The organism is Streptomyces sp. NPDC017676, assembly GCF_044329325.1.
GTDB lineage: Bacteria > Actinomycetota > Actinomycetes > Streptomycetales > Streptomycetaceae > Streptomyces.
Genome location: NZ_JBIRJA010000005.1, coordinates 466,055 through 481,383, shown reverse-complemented (window position 1 = coordinate 481,383; position 15,329 = coordinate 466,055). Strand labels below are relative to the sequence as shown.

The following is a 15,329-nucleotide window of genomic DNA, read 5'->3' as shown; positions in this document are numbered from 1 at the left end:
CGGGCAACCTGTGTGGGCCGAACGAGTGAGCACCGGGTGAGGACCGTGTGTCCGCGCGATGACCCGAGTGACCCCCGTGACCTCTGTGGCGGCCCGCTGTGCCCGGGCGAGTGCGAAGAGTGGCCGGGAGCCATCTCGCCCAGGCGCTGATACGCTGGTAGCCCGTGGACCGGTGGGAGAAAACCCCCGAACCGCAGCGACGGCACCTCCGGAAACACCCGGAAGGGTCGCCGTATCGCACCCCCCAGACCGCGACCACGGGAGCCCCCTCTTGGCCATGCCGCCCAACACCACGACGACCAAGCACATCTTCGTGACCGGGGGTGTCGCCTCCTCGCTCGGCAAGGGCCTGACCGCCTCCAGCCTGGGCATGCTGCTCAAGGCGCGGGGCCTGCGTGTCGTGATGCAGAAGCTCGACCCGTACCTGAACGTCGACCCGGGCACGATGAACCCCTTCCAGCACGGTGAGGTGTTCGTCACCAACGACGGCGCCGAGACCGACCTGGACATCGGCCACTACGAGCGGTTCCTCGACCGCGACCTGGACGGCAGCGCCAACGTCACCACAGGGCAGGTCTACTCCACCGTGATCGCCAAGGAGCGCCGCGGTGAGTACCTGGGCGACACGGTGCAGGTCATCCCGCACATCACCAACGAGATCAAGCACCGCATCCGGCGCATGGCCACCGACGAGGTCGACGTCGTGATCACCGAGGTCGGCGGCACGGTCGGTGACATCGAGTCGCTGCCGTTCCTGGAGACCGTCCGCCAGGTCCGCCACGAGGTCGGCCGGGACAACGTCTTCGTCGTGCACATCTCGCTGCTGCCCTACATCGGCCCGTCCGGTGAGCTGAAGACCAAGCCGACCCAGCACTCGGTGGCCGCGCTCAGGAACATCGGTATCCAGCCGGACGCGATCGTGCTGCGCTGCGACCGGGAGGTGCCGACCGCGATCAAGCGGAAGATCTCCCTGATGTGCGACGTCGACGAGGCCGCCGTCGTCGCCTGCCCCGACGCCCGCTCGATCTACGACATCCCCAAGGTCGTGCACGCCGAGGGCCTGGACGCCTACGTGGTCCGCAAGCTCGACCTGCCCTTCAGGGACGTGGACTGGACGACCTGGGACGACCTGCTCGACCGCGTCCACAACCCCGACCACGAGGTCACCCTGGCGCTGGTCGGCAAGTACATCGACCTGCCCGACGCCTACCTGTCGGTCACCGAGGCGCTGCGCGCGGGCGGCTTCGCCAACAAGGCCCGCGTGAAGATCAAGTGGGTCACCTCCGACGACTGCAAGACCCCGGCCGGCGCCAAGGCCCAGCTCGCGGACGTGGACGGCGTCTGCATCCCCGGCGGCTTCGGCGACCGGGGTGTGCTCGGCAAGGTCGGCGCGATCCGCTACGCCCGGGAGAACAAGATCCCGCTGCTCGGCCTGTGCCTGGGCCTGCAGTGCATCGTGATCGAGGCCGCCCGCAACCTGGCCGACATCCCGGACGCCAACTCCACCGAGTTCGACCCGGCCACCGCCCACCCGGTCATCTCCACCATGGCCGAGCAGCTCGACATCGTCGCCGGTGAGGGCGACATGGGCGGCACCATGCGGCTGGGCATGTACCCGGCCAAGCTGGCCGAGGACTCGATCGTGCGTGAGGTCTACGACGGCAAGGAGTACGTCGAGGAGCGCCACCGGCACCGCTACGAGGTCAACAACGCCTACCGCGCGGAACTGGAGAAGAAGGCCGGCATCGTCTTCTCCGGCACCTCCCCCGACGGCAAGCTCGTGGAGTACGTGGAGTACCCGCGTGACGTCCACCCGTACCTGGTCGCCACGCAGGCGCACCCGGAGCTGCGCTCGCGGCCGACCCGCGCGAACCCGCTCTTCGCCGGCCTGGTGAAGGCCGCGGTGGAGCGGAAGAACTCGAAGTAACACACCAGTTGTACGGTGGCCGGGGTGCGAACCTTCAAAGGTGAGCGCCCCGGCTTTCTTCGTCGGCCGGAGTTTTGGAACAGCACGTGGAAGGACAGGGCATGACGATCAAGGACACCCCCGAGGAGTGGGAGATCCGGGCCACGGACACCCCCTTCACGGGCAACAAGACCTCCGTCCGCACGGACGACGTGGTCATGCCCGACGGGTCGGTGGCCCGCCGTGACTACCAGGTCCACCCCGGCTCCGTGGCCGTCCTCGCCCTGGACGAGGAGGACCGGGTGCTGCTGATCAACCAGTACCGGCACCCGGTGCGGCACAAGCTGTGGGAGATCCCGGCCGGGCTGCTGGACGTGCCCGGCGAGAACCCGCTGCACGCGGCGCAGCGGGAGCTGTACGAGGAGGCGCACGTCAAGGCCGAGGACTGGCGGGTGCTGACCGACGTGTACACCACCCCGGGCGGCTGCGACGAGGCCGTACGGATCTTCCTGGCCCGTGGCCTGTCCGACGCCGAGGGCGAGCGCTTCGCGGCGGAGCACGAGGAGACCGACATGCAGCTCGCGCGCGTGCCGGTCGAGGAGCTGGTGCGCCGCGTCCTGGCCGGGGACCTGCACAACAACTGCCTCGTGGTGGGCGTGCTCTCCCTGGTCGCCGCCCGTGACGGGGACGGCCTGGACGCGCTGCGCCCCGCCGACGCGCCCTGGCCGGCACGCCCCTTCGAGAGCTGACCCGGCCCCGTCCGGACGCGGCCCGGCCCCGGCCCCGCCCCGTCCGGACGCGGCCCGGCCCGTCTGGGACTTCCTCGGCCTGTCTGGGGCCCGGCTCGACCCCGTCCGGACGCGGCCGGCCTGCCTCGAACGCGACCCGGCCTGTCTGGGGCCCGGCCCCGCCCGTCTGGGACCTGACCCGTCCGGGACCCGACCCGGCGCGTCCGGGACCCGACCCGCCCCCCGGGACCCGTCCGTACTCGTTCGGACCACCGGTGTGACGATCGCCTGATCCGATCGGGCGATCCCCCCGCCGCGCTCTTCCCGGAACGTCGCAGAGCGTGAACTAGGCTCTTCAACGCCCGCATCGGAAGACACCGGCGGGCTTGCGCGTGCGGTGGGACGGGAGTGTGGCCCGTGACGGATCAGGCGGTGGACCCAGACGGTGCGGAGCGGACCGCGCACCCGGCCAGGGAGGACCGATTCCTGGGCCGGACGCGGGAGTTGAAGGAGCTGCGCGCCGACATCCAGCGCGCCGGACTGGACACTCTCTCCGGCCGCAAGGCCCCCCGCGCGCGCGTGCTCCTCATCGCCGGCCGCCCCGGCTCCGGCCGGACCCGCCTCGCCGAGCAACTCGTCCGGCAGGTCGCCGGCCGCTACCCCGACGGAGTGCTGCGCGCCCGGCTGAGCGAGCCCGGCGGCACGCCGGTGCCCGTGGAGCAGGCAGCCCGCGACCTGCTCGCCGCACTGGAGCTGCCCGCCCCCGCCGGAGCCGCCGAGGACGACCTGGCCGCGGCCCTGCGCGCCGCCCTCGCCGGCCGGCGGATGCTGCTCCTGCTCGACGACGCGGCCGGCGCCGAGCAGGTCGACGCGCTGCTCCCGGACGCCCCGGACTGCCTGGTGGTGGCCGTCTCCGGGGGCCCGCTCACCGGCATCGCGGACGTCCGCCCCTGCACGCTCGGCGGCCTCGACACCAAGTCCGCGGTGGAACTGCTCACCGGCTACGCCGGCTCCGTCCGCGTCACCGTCGACCCGCGCTCGGCGGAGAGCCTGGTCGAGGCCTGCCAGGGCCACCCGGCCGCGCTGGTGCTGGCCGGCGGCTGGCTCGCCGCCCGCCCCCAGGCCGCCGTCTCCGACCTCACCAAGCGGCTGCACGCCGACGGCGGCGCGGACGGCACCCCGCTGTCCCGCGTCTTCCGGCTCGTGTACGACCAGCTGCCCGGCCCGGCCGCCCGCATACTGCGACTGCTCTGCCTCGCCCCGGCCGGACTGGCCGACCCGCACACCGCCTCCGCGCTCGCCGGCTGCTCGGTCGACGCCGCCCGCGCCACCCTGGACGACCTCGTCGCCCTCGGGCTGCTGCGCGCGCTGGACTCCCCGCTGCCCCAGTACGAGGTCCCCGGCTGTCTGCACCCGCTGCTGCGCGCCCTGGCGGAGGCCCAGGAGCGGCCCGCGGAGTTGCAGCTGGCCCGGGCCCGGATGCTGGAGCGGACGGTACGGCTGCTGCAGTCGTGCCGGGCGATCACCGAGACGGACAGCCCGCAGGCCCGGGAGAAGCTGAGCGGCCTGCCTCCCGCGCTGCGTTTCCCGACCCCGCGGGCCGCCGCCGACTGGCTGCGCATCCGGCGGCCCGCCCTGCTGGCGTCGGCGCGCCTCGCGGTGGCCGACGGCGAGCTGGACACCCTCGCCCGGCGGCTGATGTCCCAGCTCGTCAGGGCCCTGGCGGCGCATGTCGGCACGCAGGCCGCCGCAGCCGACCTGTACGGCCTGCACGGCCTCGTCCTGGACGTGGCCGAGCGGCGCGGGCTGCCCCGGGAGAAGGCCGCGGCCCTGCTGAACCTGGGTGATCTGGACGCGCAGACCGGCCGGACCCGGGAGGCACTGGTCCGCTACCGGGCCGCCCTGGACGCCGGACGCGAGGCGAACGACCCGTACGCGACCGGCCGCGCGATGGAATCCGTAGGCGGCGCCTACCAGGAGCTGGGGGATCACGACCGGGCCGCCGACTGGTTCGGCCGGGCGCTGGCCGAGCGGCTGGCCCGGGGGGAGCACCCGGAGGCGGCCCGGCTGTACGGCCGTATCGGCACCGCCCACACCTACGCGGGCCGTTACGGGGAGGCGCTGCGGAACTGGCGGGCCGCCCTCGCCGGCTACCGCAGGAGCGGCGATGTCGCCGCCAGCGCGCGGGCGTTGAGTGAGATCGCCCGGGTGCAGGAGTACGCGGGGCGGCCCGAGGAGTCGCTGCGCACCTGCCAGGAGGCCGTGGAGTGGGCGCGGCGCGCCGAGGACGCGCGGTTGCAGGCCGCACTGCAGCTACGCCTCGCCGACACCCTGGACCGGCTGGGCGACCCCGCGTCGGCCCGTCTGCACCGCGCCGCGGCGGAGCGCATGCTGGGTGAGGAGCCGCCGGAAGAGGACGCAAGGCTGGAACACGACGCTAACGCCTGCGAAATCCGTAGTGCGCCCAGTGAAGATTGATGCAATGAAAGGCTAGACAGCCGGAACGCCTTCATTAGACTGGCTCTGCCGCTCGTTCTCCTGCGGTGTCTCCCGGTATGCCCCCGCATGTCTGGGTACGTCTGTAAATGCACCCCCTACCCTCTGAGCCAAGGACCGTGATCGACGTGAAGGTCGGCATCCCCCGCGAGGTCAAGAACAACGAGTTCCGGGTGGCCATCACCCCCGCCGGTGTGCACGAGCTGGTGCGCAACGGCCACCAGGTCGTCGTCGAGCGGGGCGCCGGCCTCGGCTCCTCCATCACGGACGAGGAGTACGTCTCTGCCGGTGCCGCCATCCTCGACACGGCCGACGAGGTGTGGGCCGCCGCCGACCTGCTGCTGAAGGTCAAGGAGCCCATCGCCGAGGAGTACCACCGCCTGCGCAAGGACCAGATCCTCTTCACCTACCTGCACCTGGCCGCGTCCAAGGAGTGCACGGACGCGCTGATCGAGTCCGGCACCACGGCCATCGCCTACGAGACCGTCGAGCTGCCGAACCGCGCCCTGCCGCTGCTCGCCCCGATGTCCGAGGTCGCGGGCCGGCTGGCCCCGCAGGTCGGCGCCTACCACCTGATGCGCGCGGCCGGCGGACGCGGCGTGCTGCCGGGCGGCGTGCCGGGCGTGACCCCGGCCAAGGCCGTCGTCATCGGCGGCGGTGTCTCCGGCTGGAACGCCACCCAGGTCGCCATCGGCATGGGCTTCGAGGTGACCCTGCTCGACCGCGACATCAACAAGCTGCGCGAGGCCGACCGGATCTTCGGCACGAAGGTCAAGGCGATCATGTCCAACGCCTTCGAGCTGGAGAAGGCCGTCCTCGACGCCGACCTCGTCATCGGCGCGGTCCTCATCCCGGGCGCCAAGGCCCCGAAGCTGGTCACCAACGAGATGGTGTCCCGCATGAAGCCGGGAAGTGTCCTTGTCGACATCGCGATCGACCAGGGCGGCTGCTTCGAGGACTCCCGTCCCACCACGCACGCCGAGCCGACCTTCCGGGTGCACAACTCGGTCTTCTACTGCGTCGCCAACATGCCGGGCGCGGTGCCCAACACCTCCACCAACGCCCTCACCAACGCGACGCTGCCGTACATCGTCTCCGTGGCCAACAACGGCTGGGTGGAGGCGCTGCGCCGCGACGCCGCGCTCGCCAAGGGTCTCAACACCCATGACGGCAAGGTGGTTTACAAGGAGGTCGCCGAGGCCCACGGCCTGGACCACGTGGAGCTGGAGAGCCTTCTCGGCTGACCCAAAAGGCGATTCGTCAACACGGTTCGTCAACAGCGCGCACCCGGCCGGACCTTGCCCGACAAGGTCCGGCCGGGTGTGTGTATGGTCACTTTGCGGCTCTCGGTCAACTCGCCTCGAACGTAACCCTTCGACCGATTCGCACACCGGTGAAACCTGCCGTGCGACGGCCGTACGCCCTTGACAGCGGGATGTTTCATTGCCGACACATCGGGCCGGGTCCGGCGGATTGTGTTGCTGCGGACGCCCGACACGCCATAGAGTCGCCAACCGTCGGCATGGTGCCACGCTGACCTTGTCTAGAAGTTTCCTGGTCACCAAGGAGGTAAGACGACTTGTGAATGAGTCGACATTTTCTCCCGGGGGTGGTCAACCAGGAATGCCTGCACGGGGCCAGGGCCCCGCGGGATTCGAGGCTGTCGGCTCCGTAGCTGTGCGCACCTTCGCAGCCCACCAGAGTTCCGGTCCGCAGGCGGCCGGGACAGCACACCAGAGCATGGATGGCCATCACGTGAACGCCATGGCCGGCGACGGAAGTGGCGCGCCCCACAACCACTTCGCCGACTACGACGAACTGCCCGAGGGGCACTTCTACGACCCCGACGCCGAGTACGAGCCCGATCCCGAGTACGCGGCCACGCTCGCGCCCGACGCGGCCCGCCAGCGCCGTGAGCGCATCGGCCCGACCGGACGCCCGCTGCCGTACTTCCCGATCCCGGGCCCGCTGACCGACCACGGCCCCGCGACGATCATCGCGATGTGCAACCAGAAGGGCGGCGTCGGCAAGACGACGTCGACCATCAACCTGGGTGCCGCGCTCGCGGAGTACGGCCGGCGCGTGCTGCTCGTGGACTTCGACCCGCAGGGCGCGCTGTCGGTCGGTCTCGGCGTCAACCCGATGGAGCTGGACCTCACCGTCTACAACCTGCTCATGGAGCGGGGCATGTCCGCGGACGAGGTCCTGCTGAAGACGGCGGTCCCCAACATGGACCTGCTGCCGTCCAACATCGACCTGTCGGCCGCCGAGGTCCAGCTGGTCTCCGAGGTCGCGCGCGAGTCGACGCTCCAGCGCGCCCTGAAGCCGCTGCTGCCCGACTACGACTACATCGTCATCGACTGCCAGCCCTCGCTCGGCCTGCTCACCGTCAACGCGCTGACGGCCGCGCACAAGGTGATCGTGCCGCTGGAGTGCGAGTTCTTCGCCCTGCGCGGTGTGGCCCTGCTGACCGAGACCATCGAGAAGGTCCAGGAGCGGCTCAACCCCGAGCTGGAGCTCGACGGCATCCTCGCCACGATGTACGACTCGCGCACGGTGCACAGCCGCGAGGTGCTGGCCCGCGTGGTCGAGGCCTTCGACGACCACGTCTACCACACGGTCATCGGCCGCACGGTCCGCTTCCCGGAGACCACGGTCGCCGGTGAGCCGATCACCACGTACGCCTCCAACTCCGTCGGTGCCGCCGCCTACCGCCAGCTCGCCAGGGAGGTGCTCGCCCGGTGTCACGCCGAGTGAGTCTGCCCGGGGCCGACGAACTGTTCCGCACGACCGGGGGGATGGCACTCCAGCCGTCCACGCCCCGGCGCGCGGCCAACGGCGAGGCCCGGGTGCCGGCTCCCGCGGGGGAGAGCGACGAGGCGGCCGCAGCCGAGGACGCACCGCAGTCGGTGCCCGTCCAGAGCGGTGACGGAGAGGGCGCGGAGCATGTGGCGGTGGAGGCCGAGCCGGCCGAGGCCGGCGAGTCCCGCACCCGCCCGGCGCGCCGGCAGGCGGCGCAGGAGGGTCCTGCCGCCGCGCAGCCGCGCAAGCGCGGACGGTCGGCGGCCCGGCGGCCCAGCGGGCGCGAGCGGCACGACGAGAAGATCACCGTCTACGTCTCCGCCGAGGAGCTGATGGACCTGGAGCACGCGCGACTGGTGCTCCGCGGCGAGCACGGGCTCGCGGTGGACCGCGGGCGGATCGTCCGCGAGGCGGTGGCCGTGGTCCTGGCCGACCTGGAGTCCCGTGGTGACGCGAGCATCCTCGTGCGACGGCTGCGCGGGCGGTAGCGGTAGCCTGCGGGGGCCATGACCTCGAACGGAGCCCCTGCCCCCGGCGCATCCGCCGGTCGTCGGCGTGCGCTGGGGCGAGGACCGGGAGCCGCGCCGGACGAGCCGGCCGCCGTACCCGTGGAGTCTCCCGAGCCCGAGCTGCCCGAGCCCGAGCTGCCTGAGTACGAGCCGGATCTGCCCGAGCCGGATCTGCCCGAGCCTGAGCCCGCCGAGCCTGAGCCCGCTGAGTCCGAGCCCGTTGGCTCCGAGCCCGCTTCCGACGGCGTCTTCAAGGTCCGTCTCGCGAACTTCGAGGGCCCCTTCGACCTGCTCCTCCAGCTGATCTCCAAGCACAAGCTGGACGTCACCGAGGTCGCCCTGTCGAAGGTCACCGACGAGTTCATGGCGCACATCCGGGCCATGGGAGCCGACTGGGACCTGGACCAGACCACGGAGTTCCTGGTCGTCGCGGCCACGCTGCTCGACCTCAAGGCCGCCCGGCTGCTGCCCGCCGCCGAGGTGGAGGACGAGGCCGACCTGGCCCTGCTGGAGGCCCGGGACCTGCTGTTCGCCCGGCTGCTCCAGTACCGCGCCTACAAACAGGTCGCCGACATCTTCGACCAGCGGCTCGACGACGAGGCCCGGCGCCGTCCCCGTACCGTCGGCCTCGAACCGCAGCACGCCGAGCTGCTGCCCGAGGTCGTCATCAGCATCGGCCCCGAGGGCTTCGCCAGGCTCGCCGTCAAGGCCATGCAGCCCAAGCCCAGACCGCAGGTGTACGTCGACCACATCCACGCCCCGCTGGTCAGCGTGCAGGAGCAGGCCGGGATCGTGGTCGCCCGGCTGCGCGAGCTGGGCGAGGCCAGCTTCCGGGCGCTGATCGAGGACACCGACGACACGCTCACCGTCGTGGCGCGGTTCCTCGCCCTGCTGGAGCTGTACCGGGAGAAGGCCGTGGCCCTGGAGCAGGAGGCCGCGCTGGGGGAGCTGACCGTGCGCTGGACCGGCGGCGACGCGGACGCGGGGCTGATGGTCACGGACGAGTTCGACCGGCCGCCCGCGCCGCCCGAGGAGGAGAAGAAGCCATGAGCGATCAGACCGCCGGGGTACCGGCCGGGCCGCGGACCGTCGCCGAACTCGACCTCAAGCCCGCCCTGGAGGCGATGCTCATGGTCGTGGACGAGCCCGCGACCGAGGGGCACCTGGCGAAGATCCTGGAGCGGCCCGAACGGCAGGTCGCGGACGCCCTGCGCGAGCTGGCCGACGAGTACACCGTGCAGGGCCGCGGCTTCGAGCTGCGGTTCGTCGCGGGTGGCTGGCGCTTCTACACCCGCGCCGCCTACGCGCCCGCCGTCGAGCGGCTGGTCCTGGACGGCCAGACCGCCCGGCTCACCCAGGCCGCGCTGGAGACCCTGGCGGTCGTCGCCTACCGCCAGCCGGTCAGCCGCAGCCGGGTCTCCGCCGTGCGCGGGGTGAACTGCGACGGCGTGATGCGCACCCTCCTCCAGCGCGGTCTGGTCGAGGAGGCGGGCACGGAACCCGAAACAGGTGCGATCCTGTACAGGACGACGAACTACTTCCTGGAGCGGATGGGCCTGCGTGGCCTGGACGAGCTCCCGGAGCTCGCGCCCTTCCTCCCGGAGGCGGAGGCGATCGAGGCCGAGACCCAGGAGGGAGTCCCGTCGTTCGACCCGGACGCGCCCGACGCGCCCGGCGGTCAGGACGCAGACGACTAAGACGGAAACCTTGATGCGAAGCAGCGGCAGCGGCAAGAGCGGCGGGCGCGGTAACTACCGCGGTGCCGGCAACGACAGGGACCAGAAGCAGGGGCAGGGCCGGCCCCGCAAGCCCCGCCCCGAGGAGCGCCGCTACGACGTGGGCCCGGGGGCCACCAAGGACGGCCCCAAGGCCGGGCGCGGCGGTGCCGCGAGGGGAGGGGCCAAGGGCGGCCCGAAGCGGCCCCAGCAGGGCGGCCGTACGGCCCCGTCGCGCTCCCGCGAGTACGAGACGCGGGTCGAGGAGCGCAACCGGGAGCGGTACGCGGACAAGAAGGACATCAAGCTGCCCAAGACCTTCCCGGGCGCCGAGCAGGAGGGCGAGCGGCTGCAGAAGGTCCTCGCACGCGCGGGCTACGGCTCCCGGCGCGCCTGCGAGGAGCTGATCGACCAGGCCCGGGTCGAGGTGAACGGCGAGATCGTCACCGAGCAGGGCAAGCGGGTCGACCCCGAGAAGGACGAGGTCAAGGTCGACGGCCTGACGGTGGCGACCCAGTCGTACCAGTTCTTCTCGCTGAACAAGCCCGCGGGCGTGGTCTCCACCATGGAGGACCCGGAGGGCCGGCAGTGCCTCGGTGACTACGTGACCAACCGCGAGACCCGGCTCTTCCACGTCGGCCGGCTGGACACCGAGACCGAGGGCGTCATCCTGCTCACCAACCACGGTGAGCTGGCCCACCGCCTGACGCACCCCAAGTACGGCGTGAAGAAGACCTACCTCGCGCACATCGTCGGCCCGATCCCGCGCGACCTGGGCAAGCGGCTGAAGGACGGCATCCAGCTGGAGGACGGCTACGCGCGCGCGGACCACTTCCGCGTGGTGGAGCAGACCGGCAAGAACTACCTGGTCGAGGTGACCCTGCACGAGGGCCGCAAGCACATCGTGCGCCGCATGCTGGCCGAGGCGGGCTTCCCCGTCGACAAGCTGGTGCGCACCGCCTTCGGCCCGATCACCCTCGGCGACCAGAAGTCGGGCTGGCTGCGCCGCCTGTCCAACACCGAGGTCGGCATGCTGATGAAGGAAGTCGACCTCTAAAGCGCCTTGCCGTGATCACCGTCCCCCTTTATTGTCATGATGACGATAAAGGGGGATGACGCATATGCCCAAGCAGCCGGCGACCGGAGCACTCCTCGGCCTCGCCCTCGGGGACGCCCTCGGCTTCCCGACCGAGTTCAACGACGTGCCGTCGATCCTCGCCAAGTGCGGGCCCTGGCGGGAGATGGAGCTGCCGAAGCGGGCCTTCGTCTCCGACGACACTCAGATGACCCTCGCCCTCGGGCGAGCCCTGCGCACGGCCATGGAGCGCGGACCCCTCGCCCCCAAGCGGCTGGAGCGGCCCCTGCGCGAGGAGTTCGTGGACTGGTACGAGTCGCCCGAGAACAACCGCGCCCCCGGCACCACCTGTCTGCGGGCCTGCGAGCTGCTCAAGGCGGAGGGCCGGGCCTGGCAGGACGCCAGCCGGATCGACTCCAAGGGCTGCGGCGCCAACATGCGGGTCGCCCCGGTCGGGCTCGCCCCCGGACTGAGCGCCGAACAGCGCGCCGGCGCCGCCCAGTTGCAGGCCGCACTCACCCACGGCCACCCCACCGCGCTGGCCGCCTCCGACCTCACCGCGCACGCCGTCCACCTGCTCGCCCAGGGCACCGACCCGGCCGGACTGGTCGGGCACCTGCGCTCCCACGCCCTTCGGAACCGCACCCGCTACCACCGCACCTGGCTCGGCGACCTGTGGACCCGCTCGCAGGACCCCGGCCCCGAGCAGTTCATCGCGCGCGGCTGGGACGAGTGCCTGGAGATCCTCGGCCGGCTCCAGGAGGCCGCGCGGACCGTCTCCCCGGAGACCGACCCCTGCCTGGCCACCGGCGAGGGCTGGATCGCCGAGGAGGCCCTCGCGACCGGGCTGCTGTGCTTCCTGCTCTTCCCCGACGAACCCGTCACCGCCCTGCGCCGGGCCGCCTGCACCGCCGGCGACTCCGACTCCATCGCCTGCCTCACCGGCGCCTTCGCGGGCGCCTGGCTCGGCGCCGCCGCCTGGCCCGCCGACTGGACGGAGCGGATCGAGCACCGAGACGACCTGTTGACCCTGGGAGCGCTCTGGGACACCTAGGCCCACGATCGACGACGCCCACCGGGAACCGGCCGTCCCGGCCCCCGGTGTCGCCGCCGAGCAGGACCGGGAGCACGGCAAGGCCGGCGTCGGCCACGCGTGCGTGGAGGCCGACGTGGGGCGGCCGCGCGCCGTGCTGGACGAGGCGCGGGCCGGTTCAGCCCTGTCCGGGGCGGACGGTGCCCAGGACGCCCTGCACGACCTGGTGGTCCGGCTCCGCCTCAAGGGCTGAGGCCCGGCGCACCCGGTACAGGAACGCGGCCACGCGCGCGTGGTCCGGCTCCGGCGGCAGCGGGCTGCCCCGCAGGGCCTCCTCGGCCTCGGCCGCCAGCCGGGCCATCCACGCCTCCACCTCCGCCCACGGCACCTCGCCGTGCTTCACCGCCAGCAGGCGCTCGCGCCGCTCACCGACGTCGATCCGCAGCTCGCCGGTGCGCAGCAGGTCCCGGGCGCTCATCAGCAGGCGCAGCAGGTGCATCGCGTGCTTCCAGCGCGGGGCGCCCGTCGTGCGGACGTCGGCGTCGAGCTTCCTGCGCTGGCCGAGGGCGTACCGGGTGAAGGTGTCGTACGCCTGCCGGGACAGGAAGGCGCCGCGCAGGGACAGCAGCTCGCGACCGGTGTCGTCCACGTGCTCCACCAGCGGGGAGTGCAGGCACTCCAGGATGTTCGGGTTGCCGCGAAGCGCCAGTTCGCAGAACCGCTCCAACTCCCAGGAGAACCGCTCCTCGCCCGGCCCCTCCACATGCGTCGGCGGCTTGTCGAACCGCCAGAACAGCGGGGTCGGGGCGAGGAACACCCCGCGCCGGTCGGTGTCGCTGGCGTCCGTCACCAGACCGAAGGCGCGGGAGCCCATGACACAGGCGTAGATCGTGTGGTCGCGTACGAGATCCTGCGGCTGCATCCCCGGAGCGTACGCGGCACCCTCAGGTCAGGCGGATGGATTTCCCGTCCACCTTGATCGACCGCTTGGGCAGCGGCCTGGTCGCGGGACCGTGGGCCACCGAGCCGTCCTCGATGCGGAACCTGCTGCCGTGGCAGGGGCAGTCGATGGTGCCGTCCGCCACCGTGTTCACCGTGCAGCCCTGGTGCGTGCAGATCGCCGAGAAGGCCTTGAAGTCACCCTTCTTGGGCTGGGTGACCACCACCTTCTCCTCCTTGAACACCTTGCCGCCGCCCTCCGGGATGTCGCTCGTCCGCGCCAGCGCCTTCCCGTCCCCGGCCGCCTCCTGCGCGGCCGGGGACGACGACGCCGACGATGCCGGGGCCGACGACGCCGACGCGGCCTCGCCGCCCTTCTCGGCGCCGCACCCCACGCATCCCAGGGCGAGCGCACCGGCGCCCGTGGCGAGGACTGTCCGCCGTGTCGCTGGCTGGGTCATGTCAGACCTCCGTACAGATGTGCATATCGGTGGATACCGGAACTCTCGCATCGTCTCAGCGAGCGAGCGGCCCACGCCCGTCCCGCGCGGGCTGACTACGCTGGACGGACCAAGAACGGAACACGCACGTCAGCGAGGAGCAGCGCCGTGGCGGTACGAGCGGTCCGGGGGGCCGTCCAACTGGAGCGGGACGAGGCCGGTCACATGGAGGAGCGGGTCGGGGCCCTGCTCACCGCCGTCCTGGAGCGGAACGGGCTGACCGCCGACGACCTGATCAGCATCTGGTTCACGGCCACCCCCGACCTGCACAGCGACTTCCCGGCCGCCGCGGCCCGCAAGCTCGGCATCGTGGACGTCCCCCTGATCTGCGCGCAGGAACTGGACATCGAGGGCGCGATGCCCCGCGTCGTGCGGATCCTCGCGCACATCGAGTCGGACCGGCCCCGCGCCGACATCGCCCACGTCTACCTCGGCGCCGCCGCGGCCCTGCGCAAGGACATCGCCCAGTGAGAACCGCACTCGTCATCGGAACCGGCCTCATCGGCACCTCCGCCGCCCTGGCCCTCACCCAGCGCGGTGTCACCGTCCATCTCGCCGACCACGACTCCGAGCAGGCCCGCACGGCCGCGGCGCTGGGCGCCGGCACCGAGCAGGCCCCCGAGGGCCCGGTCGACCTGGCGATCGTGGCGGCCCCGCCCGCCCATGTGGCCCGGATCCTCGCCGACGCCATGCGCCGGGGCGTGGCCCGCGGCTACGTGGACGTCGCCAGCGTCAAGGGCGGCCCCCGCCGTGAGCTGGAGGCGCTCGGCCTGGACCTCACCGCGTACATCGGCACGCACCCCATGTCCGGCCGGGAGAAGTCCGGCCCGCTGGCCGCCACCGGTGACCTCTTCGAGGGCCGCCCCTGGGTGCTCACCCCGACCCGGGACACCGACACCGAGGTGCTCAACCTGGCCCTGGAGCTGGTCTCGCACTGCCGGGCCGTACCGGTCGTCATGGACGCCGACGCCCACGACCGTGCCGTCGCCCTCGTCTCCCACATGCCCCACCTGGTGTCCAGCATGGTCGCCGCGCGCCTGGAGCACGCCGAGGAGGCCGCCGTACGGCTGTGCGGGCAGGGCATCCGGGACGTGACCCGGATCGCCGCCTCCGACCCGCGCATGTGGATCGACATCCTGTCCGCGAACCCGGGACCGGTCGCCGACCTGCTCTCCGACGTCGCCGCCGACCTGGACGAGACGGTCCGGGCGCTGCGCGCCCTGCAGTCCTCCGACGAGGCCAAGCGCGGCGAGGGCACCGCCGGGATCGAGGACGTGCTGCGGCGCGGGAACGCGGGCCAGGTGCGGGTACCCGGCAAGCACGGCAGCGCCCCGCGGGCGTACGAGACCGTCGTCGTCCTCATCGACGACCAGCCCGGCCAGCTCGCCCGCATCTTCGCCGACGCGGGCCGGGCCGGGGTCAACATCGAGGACGTCCGGATCGAGCACGCGACCGGGCAGCAGGCCGGTCTGGTCCAGCTGAGCGTGGAACCGAAGGCGGTTCCCGTGCTGGAGGGGGCACTGCGCGAGCGGGGCTGGGCGCTGCGCCAGTAACACCCGGTGAGGGCGCCTCCCGCGAGCCAGTAACCTTGTCCGGGGCGCCCTCGCGCCCCGGACCCCGCTCCCA

At 72.2% G+C, this 15,329-nt stretch carries 14 protein-coding genes; 12 read left to right on the top strand and 2 right to left on the bottom strand.

Translation table 11 applies throughout. The annotated features are described in order from the left end of the window. The first annotated feature begins 277 nt into the window (after window positions 1-277). The 10 genes from ACH4LD_RS14380 to ACH4LD_RS14335 all read left to right on the top strand — a co-directional run bounded on the left by ACH4LD_RS14380 (window position 278) and on the right by ACH4LD_RS14335 (window position 12,285). The gene (locus ACH4LD_RS14380) at window positions 278-1,927 is read left to right on the top strand and encodes a CTP synthase (protein WP_398055683.1); all 1,650 of its coding nucleotides are present in this window, start codon (window positions 278-280) and stop codon (window positions 1,925-1,927) included. Window positions 1,928-2,028: 101 nt separating this feature from the next. Beyond that, on the top strand, window positions 2,029-2,655 hold the full coding sequence (locus ACH4LD_RS14375) for an NUDIX domain-containing protein (RefSeq protein WP_398055684.1): 627 nt from the start codon (window positions 2,029-2,031) through the stop codon (window positions 2,653-2,655). Between the two features lie 396 nt (window positions 2,656-3,051). Then, window positions 3,052-5,112 carry a tetratricopeptide repeat protein gene (locus ACH4LD_RS14370; protein ID WP_398055685.1) on the top strand — a complete coding sequence of 687 codons (2,061 nt, stop codon included), beginning with the start codon at window positions 3,052-3,054 and terminating at the stop codon, window positions 5,110-5,112. Window positions 5,113-5,249: 137 nt separating this feature from the next. Next, window positions 5,250-6,374 carry an alanine dehydrogenase gene (ald, locus tag ACH4LD_RS14365; RefSeq protein WP_398106174.1) on the top strand — a complete coding sequence of 375 codons (1,125 nt, stop codon included), beginning with the start codon at window positions 5,250-5,252 and terminating at the stop codon, window positions 6,372-6,374. A 379-nt stretch (window positions 6,375-6,753) separates the two neighbouring features. Then, complete coding sequence (locus ACH4LD_RS14360) at window positions 6,754-7,887, top strand: ParA family protein (RefSeq protein WP_078629566.1); 1,134 nt, start codon at window positions 6,754-6,756, stop codon at window positions 7,885-7,887. Next, entirely contained in the window at window positions 7,872-8,420 is a 549-nt protein-coding gene (locus ACH4LD_RS14355; protein WP_103812276.1) for a hypothetical protein, read from the top strand. The genes ACH4LD_RS14360 and ACH4LD_RS14355 overlap by 16 nt, the downstream gene beginning before the upstream one ends. Before the next feature lie 18 nt (window positions 8,421-8,438). Further along, on the top strand, window positions 8,439-9,491 hold the full coding sequence (locus tag ACH4LD_RS14350; RefSeq protein ID WP_398055686.1) for a segregation and condensation protein A: 1,053 nt from the start codon (window positions 8,439-8,441) through the stop codon (window positions 9,489-9,491). Next, entirely contained in the window at window positions 9,488-10,138 is a 651-nt protein-coding gene (gene scpB, locus ACH4LD_RS14345) for an SMC-Scp complex subunit ScpB (RefSeq protein ID WP_132786344.1), read from the top strand. Before ACH4LD_RS14350 ends, scpB begins: the two co-directional genes overlap by 4 nt. A 13-nt stretch (window positions 10,139-10,151) precedes the next feature. After that, complete coding sequence (locus ACH4LD_RS14340) at window positions 10,152-11,213, top strand: pseudouridine synthase (protein ID WP_398055687.1); 1,062 nt, start codon at window positions 10,152-10,154, stop codon at window positions 11,211-11,213. 64 nt (window positions 11,214-11,277) lie between these two features. Beyond that, entirely contained in the window at window positions 11,278-12,285 is a 1,008-nt protein-coding gene (locus ACH4LD_RS14335; RefSeq protein ID WP_398055688.1) for an ADP-ribosylglycohydrolase family protein, read from the top strand. 157 nt (window positions 12,286-12,442) lie between these two features. On the opposite strand, the gene ACH4LD_RS14330 is transcribed toward ACH4LD_RS14335, so the two are convergent. Together ACH4LD_RS14330 and ACH4LD_RS14325 are read right to left on the bottom strand one after the other, a co-directional pair. Continuing rightward, window positions 12,443-13,186 (bottom strand): DNA polymerase beta superfamily protein, encoded by a 744-nt coding sequence (locus tag ACH4LD_RS14330; protein WP_398055689.1) that lies wholly within the window; start codon window positions 13,184-13,186, stop codon window positions 12,443-12,445. Between the two features lie 22 nt (window positions 13,187-13,208). Next, complete coding sequence (locus tag ACH4LD_RS14325; RefSeq protein ID WP_398055690.1) at window positions 13,209-13,664, bottom strand: Rieske (2Fe-2S) protein; 456 nt, start codon at window positions 13,662-13,664, stop codon at window positions 13,209-13,211. 147 nt (window positions 13,665-13,811) lie between these two features. Between ACH4LD_RS14325 and aroH the strand changes: the two genes are divergently transcribed. Both aroH and ACH4LD_RS14315 read left to right on the top strand, forming a co-directional pair. Next, window positions 13,812-14,174, top strand: coding sequence for a chorismate mutase (aroH, locus tag ACH4LD_RS14320; RefSeq protein WP_059248520.1), 363 nt, complete (start codon window positions 13,812-13,814; stop codon window positions 14,172-14,174). Next, window positions 14,171-15,256, top strand: a complete 1,086-nt coding sequence (locus ACH4LD_RS14315; protein WP_398055691.1) for a prephenate dehydrogenase — start codon at window positions 14,171-14,173, stop codon at window positions 15,254-15,256. Before aroH ends, ACH4LD_RS14315 begins: the two co-directional genes overlap by 4 nt. Window positions 15,257-15,329 lie beyond the last annotated feature (73 nt).

Coding starts and splice junctions, on each gene's coding strand:
- ACH4LD_RS14380 (WP_398055683.1), top strand. CDS start 278: ATGCCGCCCAACACCACGACGACCAAGCACATCTTCGTGACCGGGGGT.
- ACH4LD_RS14325 (WP_398055690.1), bottom strand. CDS start 13,664: ATGACCCAGCCAGCGACACGGCGGACAGTCCTCGCCACGGGCGCCGGT.
- scpB (WP_132786344.1), top strand. CDS start 9,488: ATGAGCGATCAGACCGCCGGGGTACCGGCCGGGCCGCGGACCGTCGCC.
- ACH4LD_RS14330 (WP_398055689.1), bottom strand. CDS start 13,186: ATGCAGCCGCAGGATCTCGTACGCGACCACACGATCTACGCCTGTGTC.
- ACH4LD_RS14340 (WP_398055687.1), top strand. CDS start 10,152: ATGCGAAGCAGCGGCAGCGGCAAGAGCGGCGGGCGCGGTAACTACCGC.
- ACH4LD_RS14375 (WP_398055684.1), top strand. CDS start 2,029: ATGACGATCAAGGACACCCCCGAGGAGTGGGAGATCCGGGCCACGGAC.
- ACH4LD_RS14360 (WP_078629566.1), top strand. CDS start 6,754: ATGCCTGCACGGGGCCAGGGCCCCGCGGGATTCGAGGCTGTCGGCTCC.
- ACH4LD_RS14350 (WP_398055686.1), top strand. CDS start 8,439: ATGACCTCGAACGGAGCCCCTGCCCCCGGCGCATCCGCCGGTCGTCGG.
- ACH4LD_RS14335 (WP_398055688.1), top strand. CDS start 11,278: ATGCCCAAGCAGCCGGCGACCGGAGCACTCCTCGGCCTCGCCCTCGGG.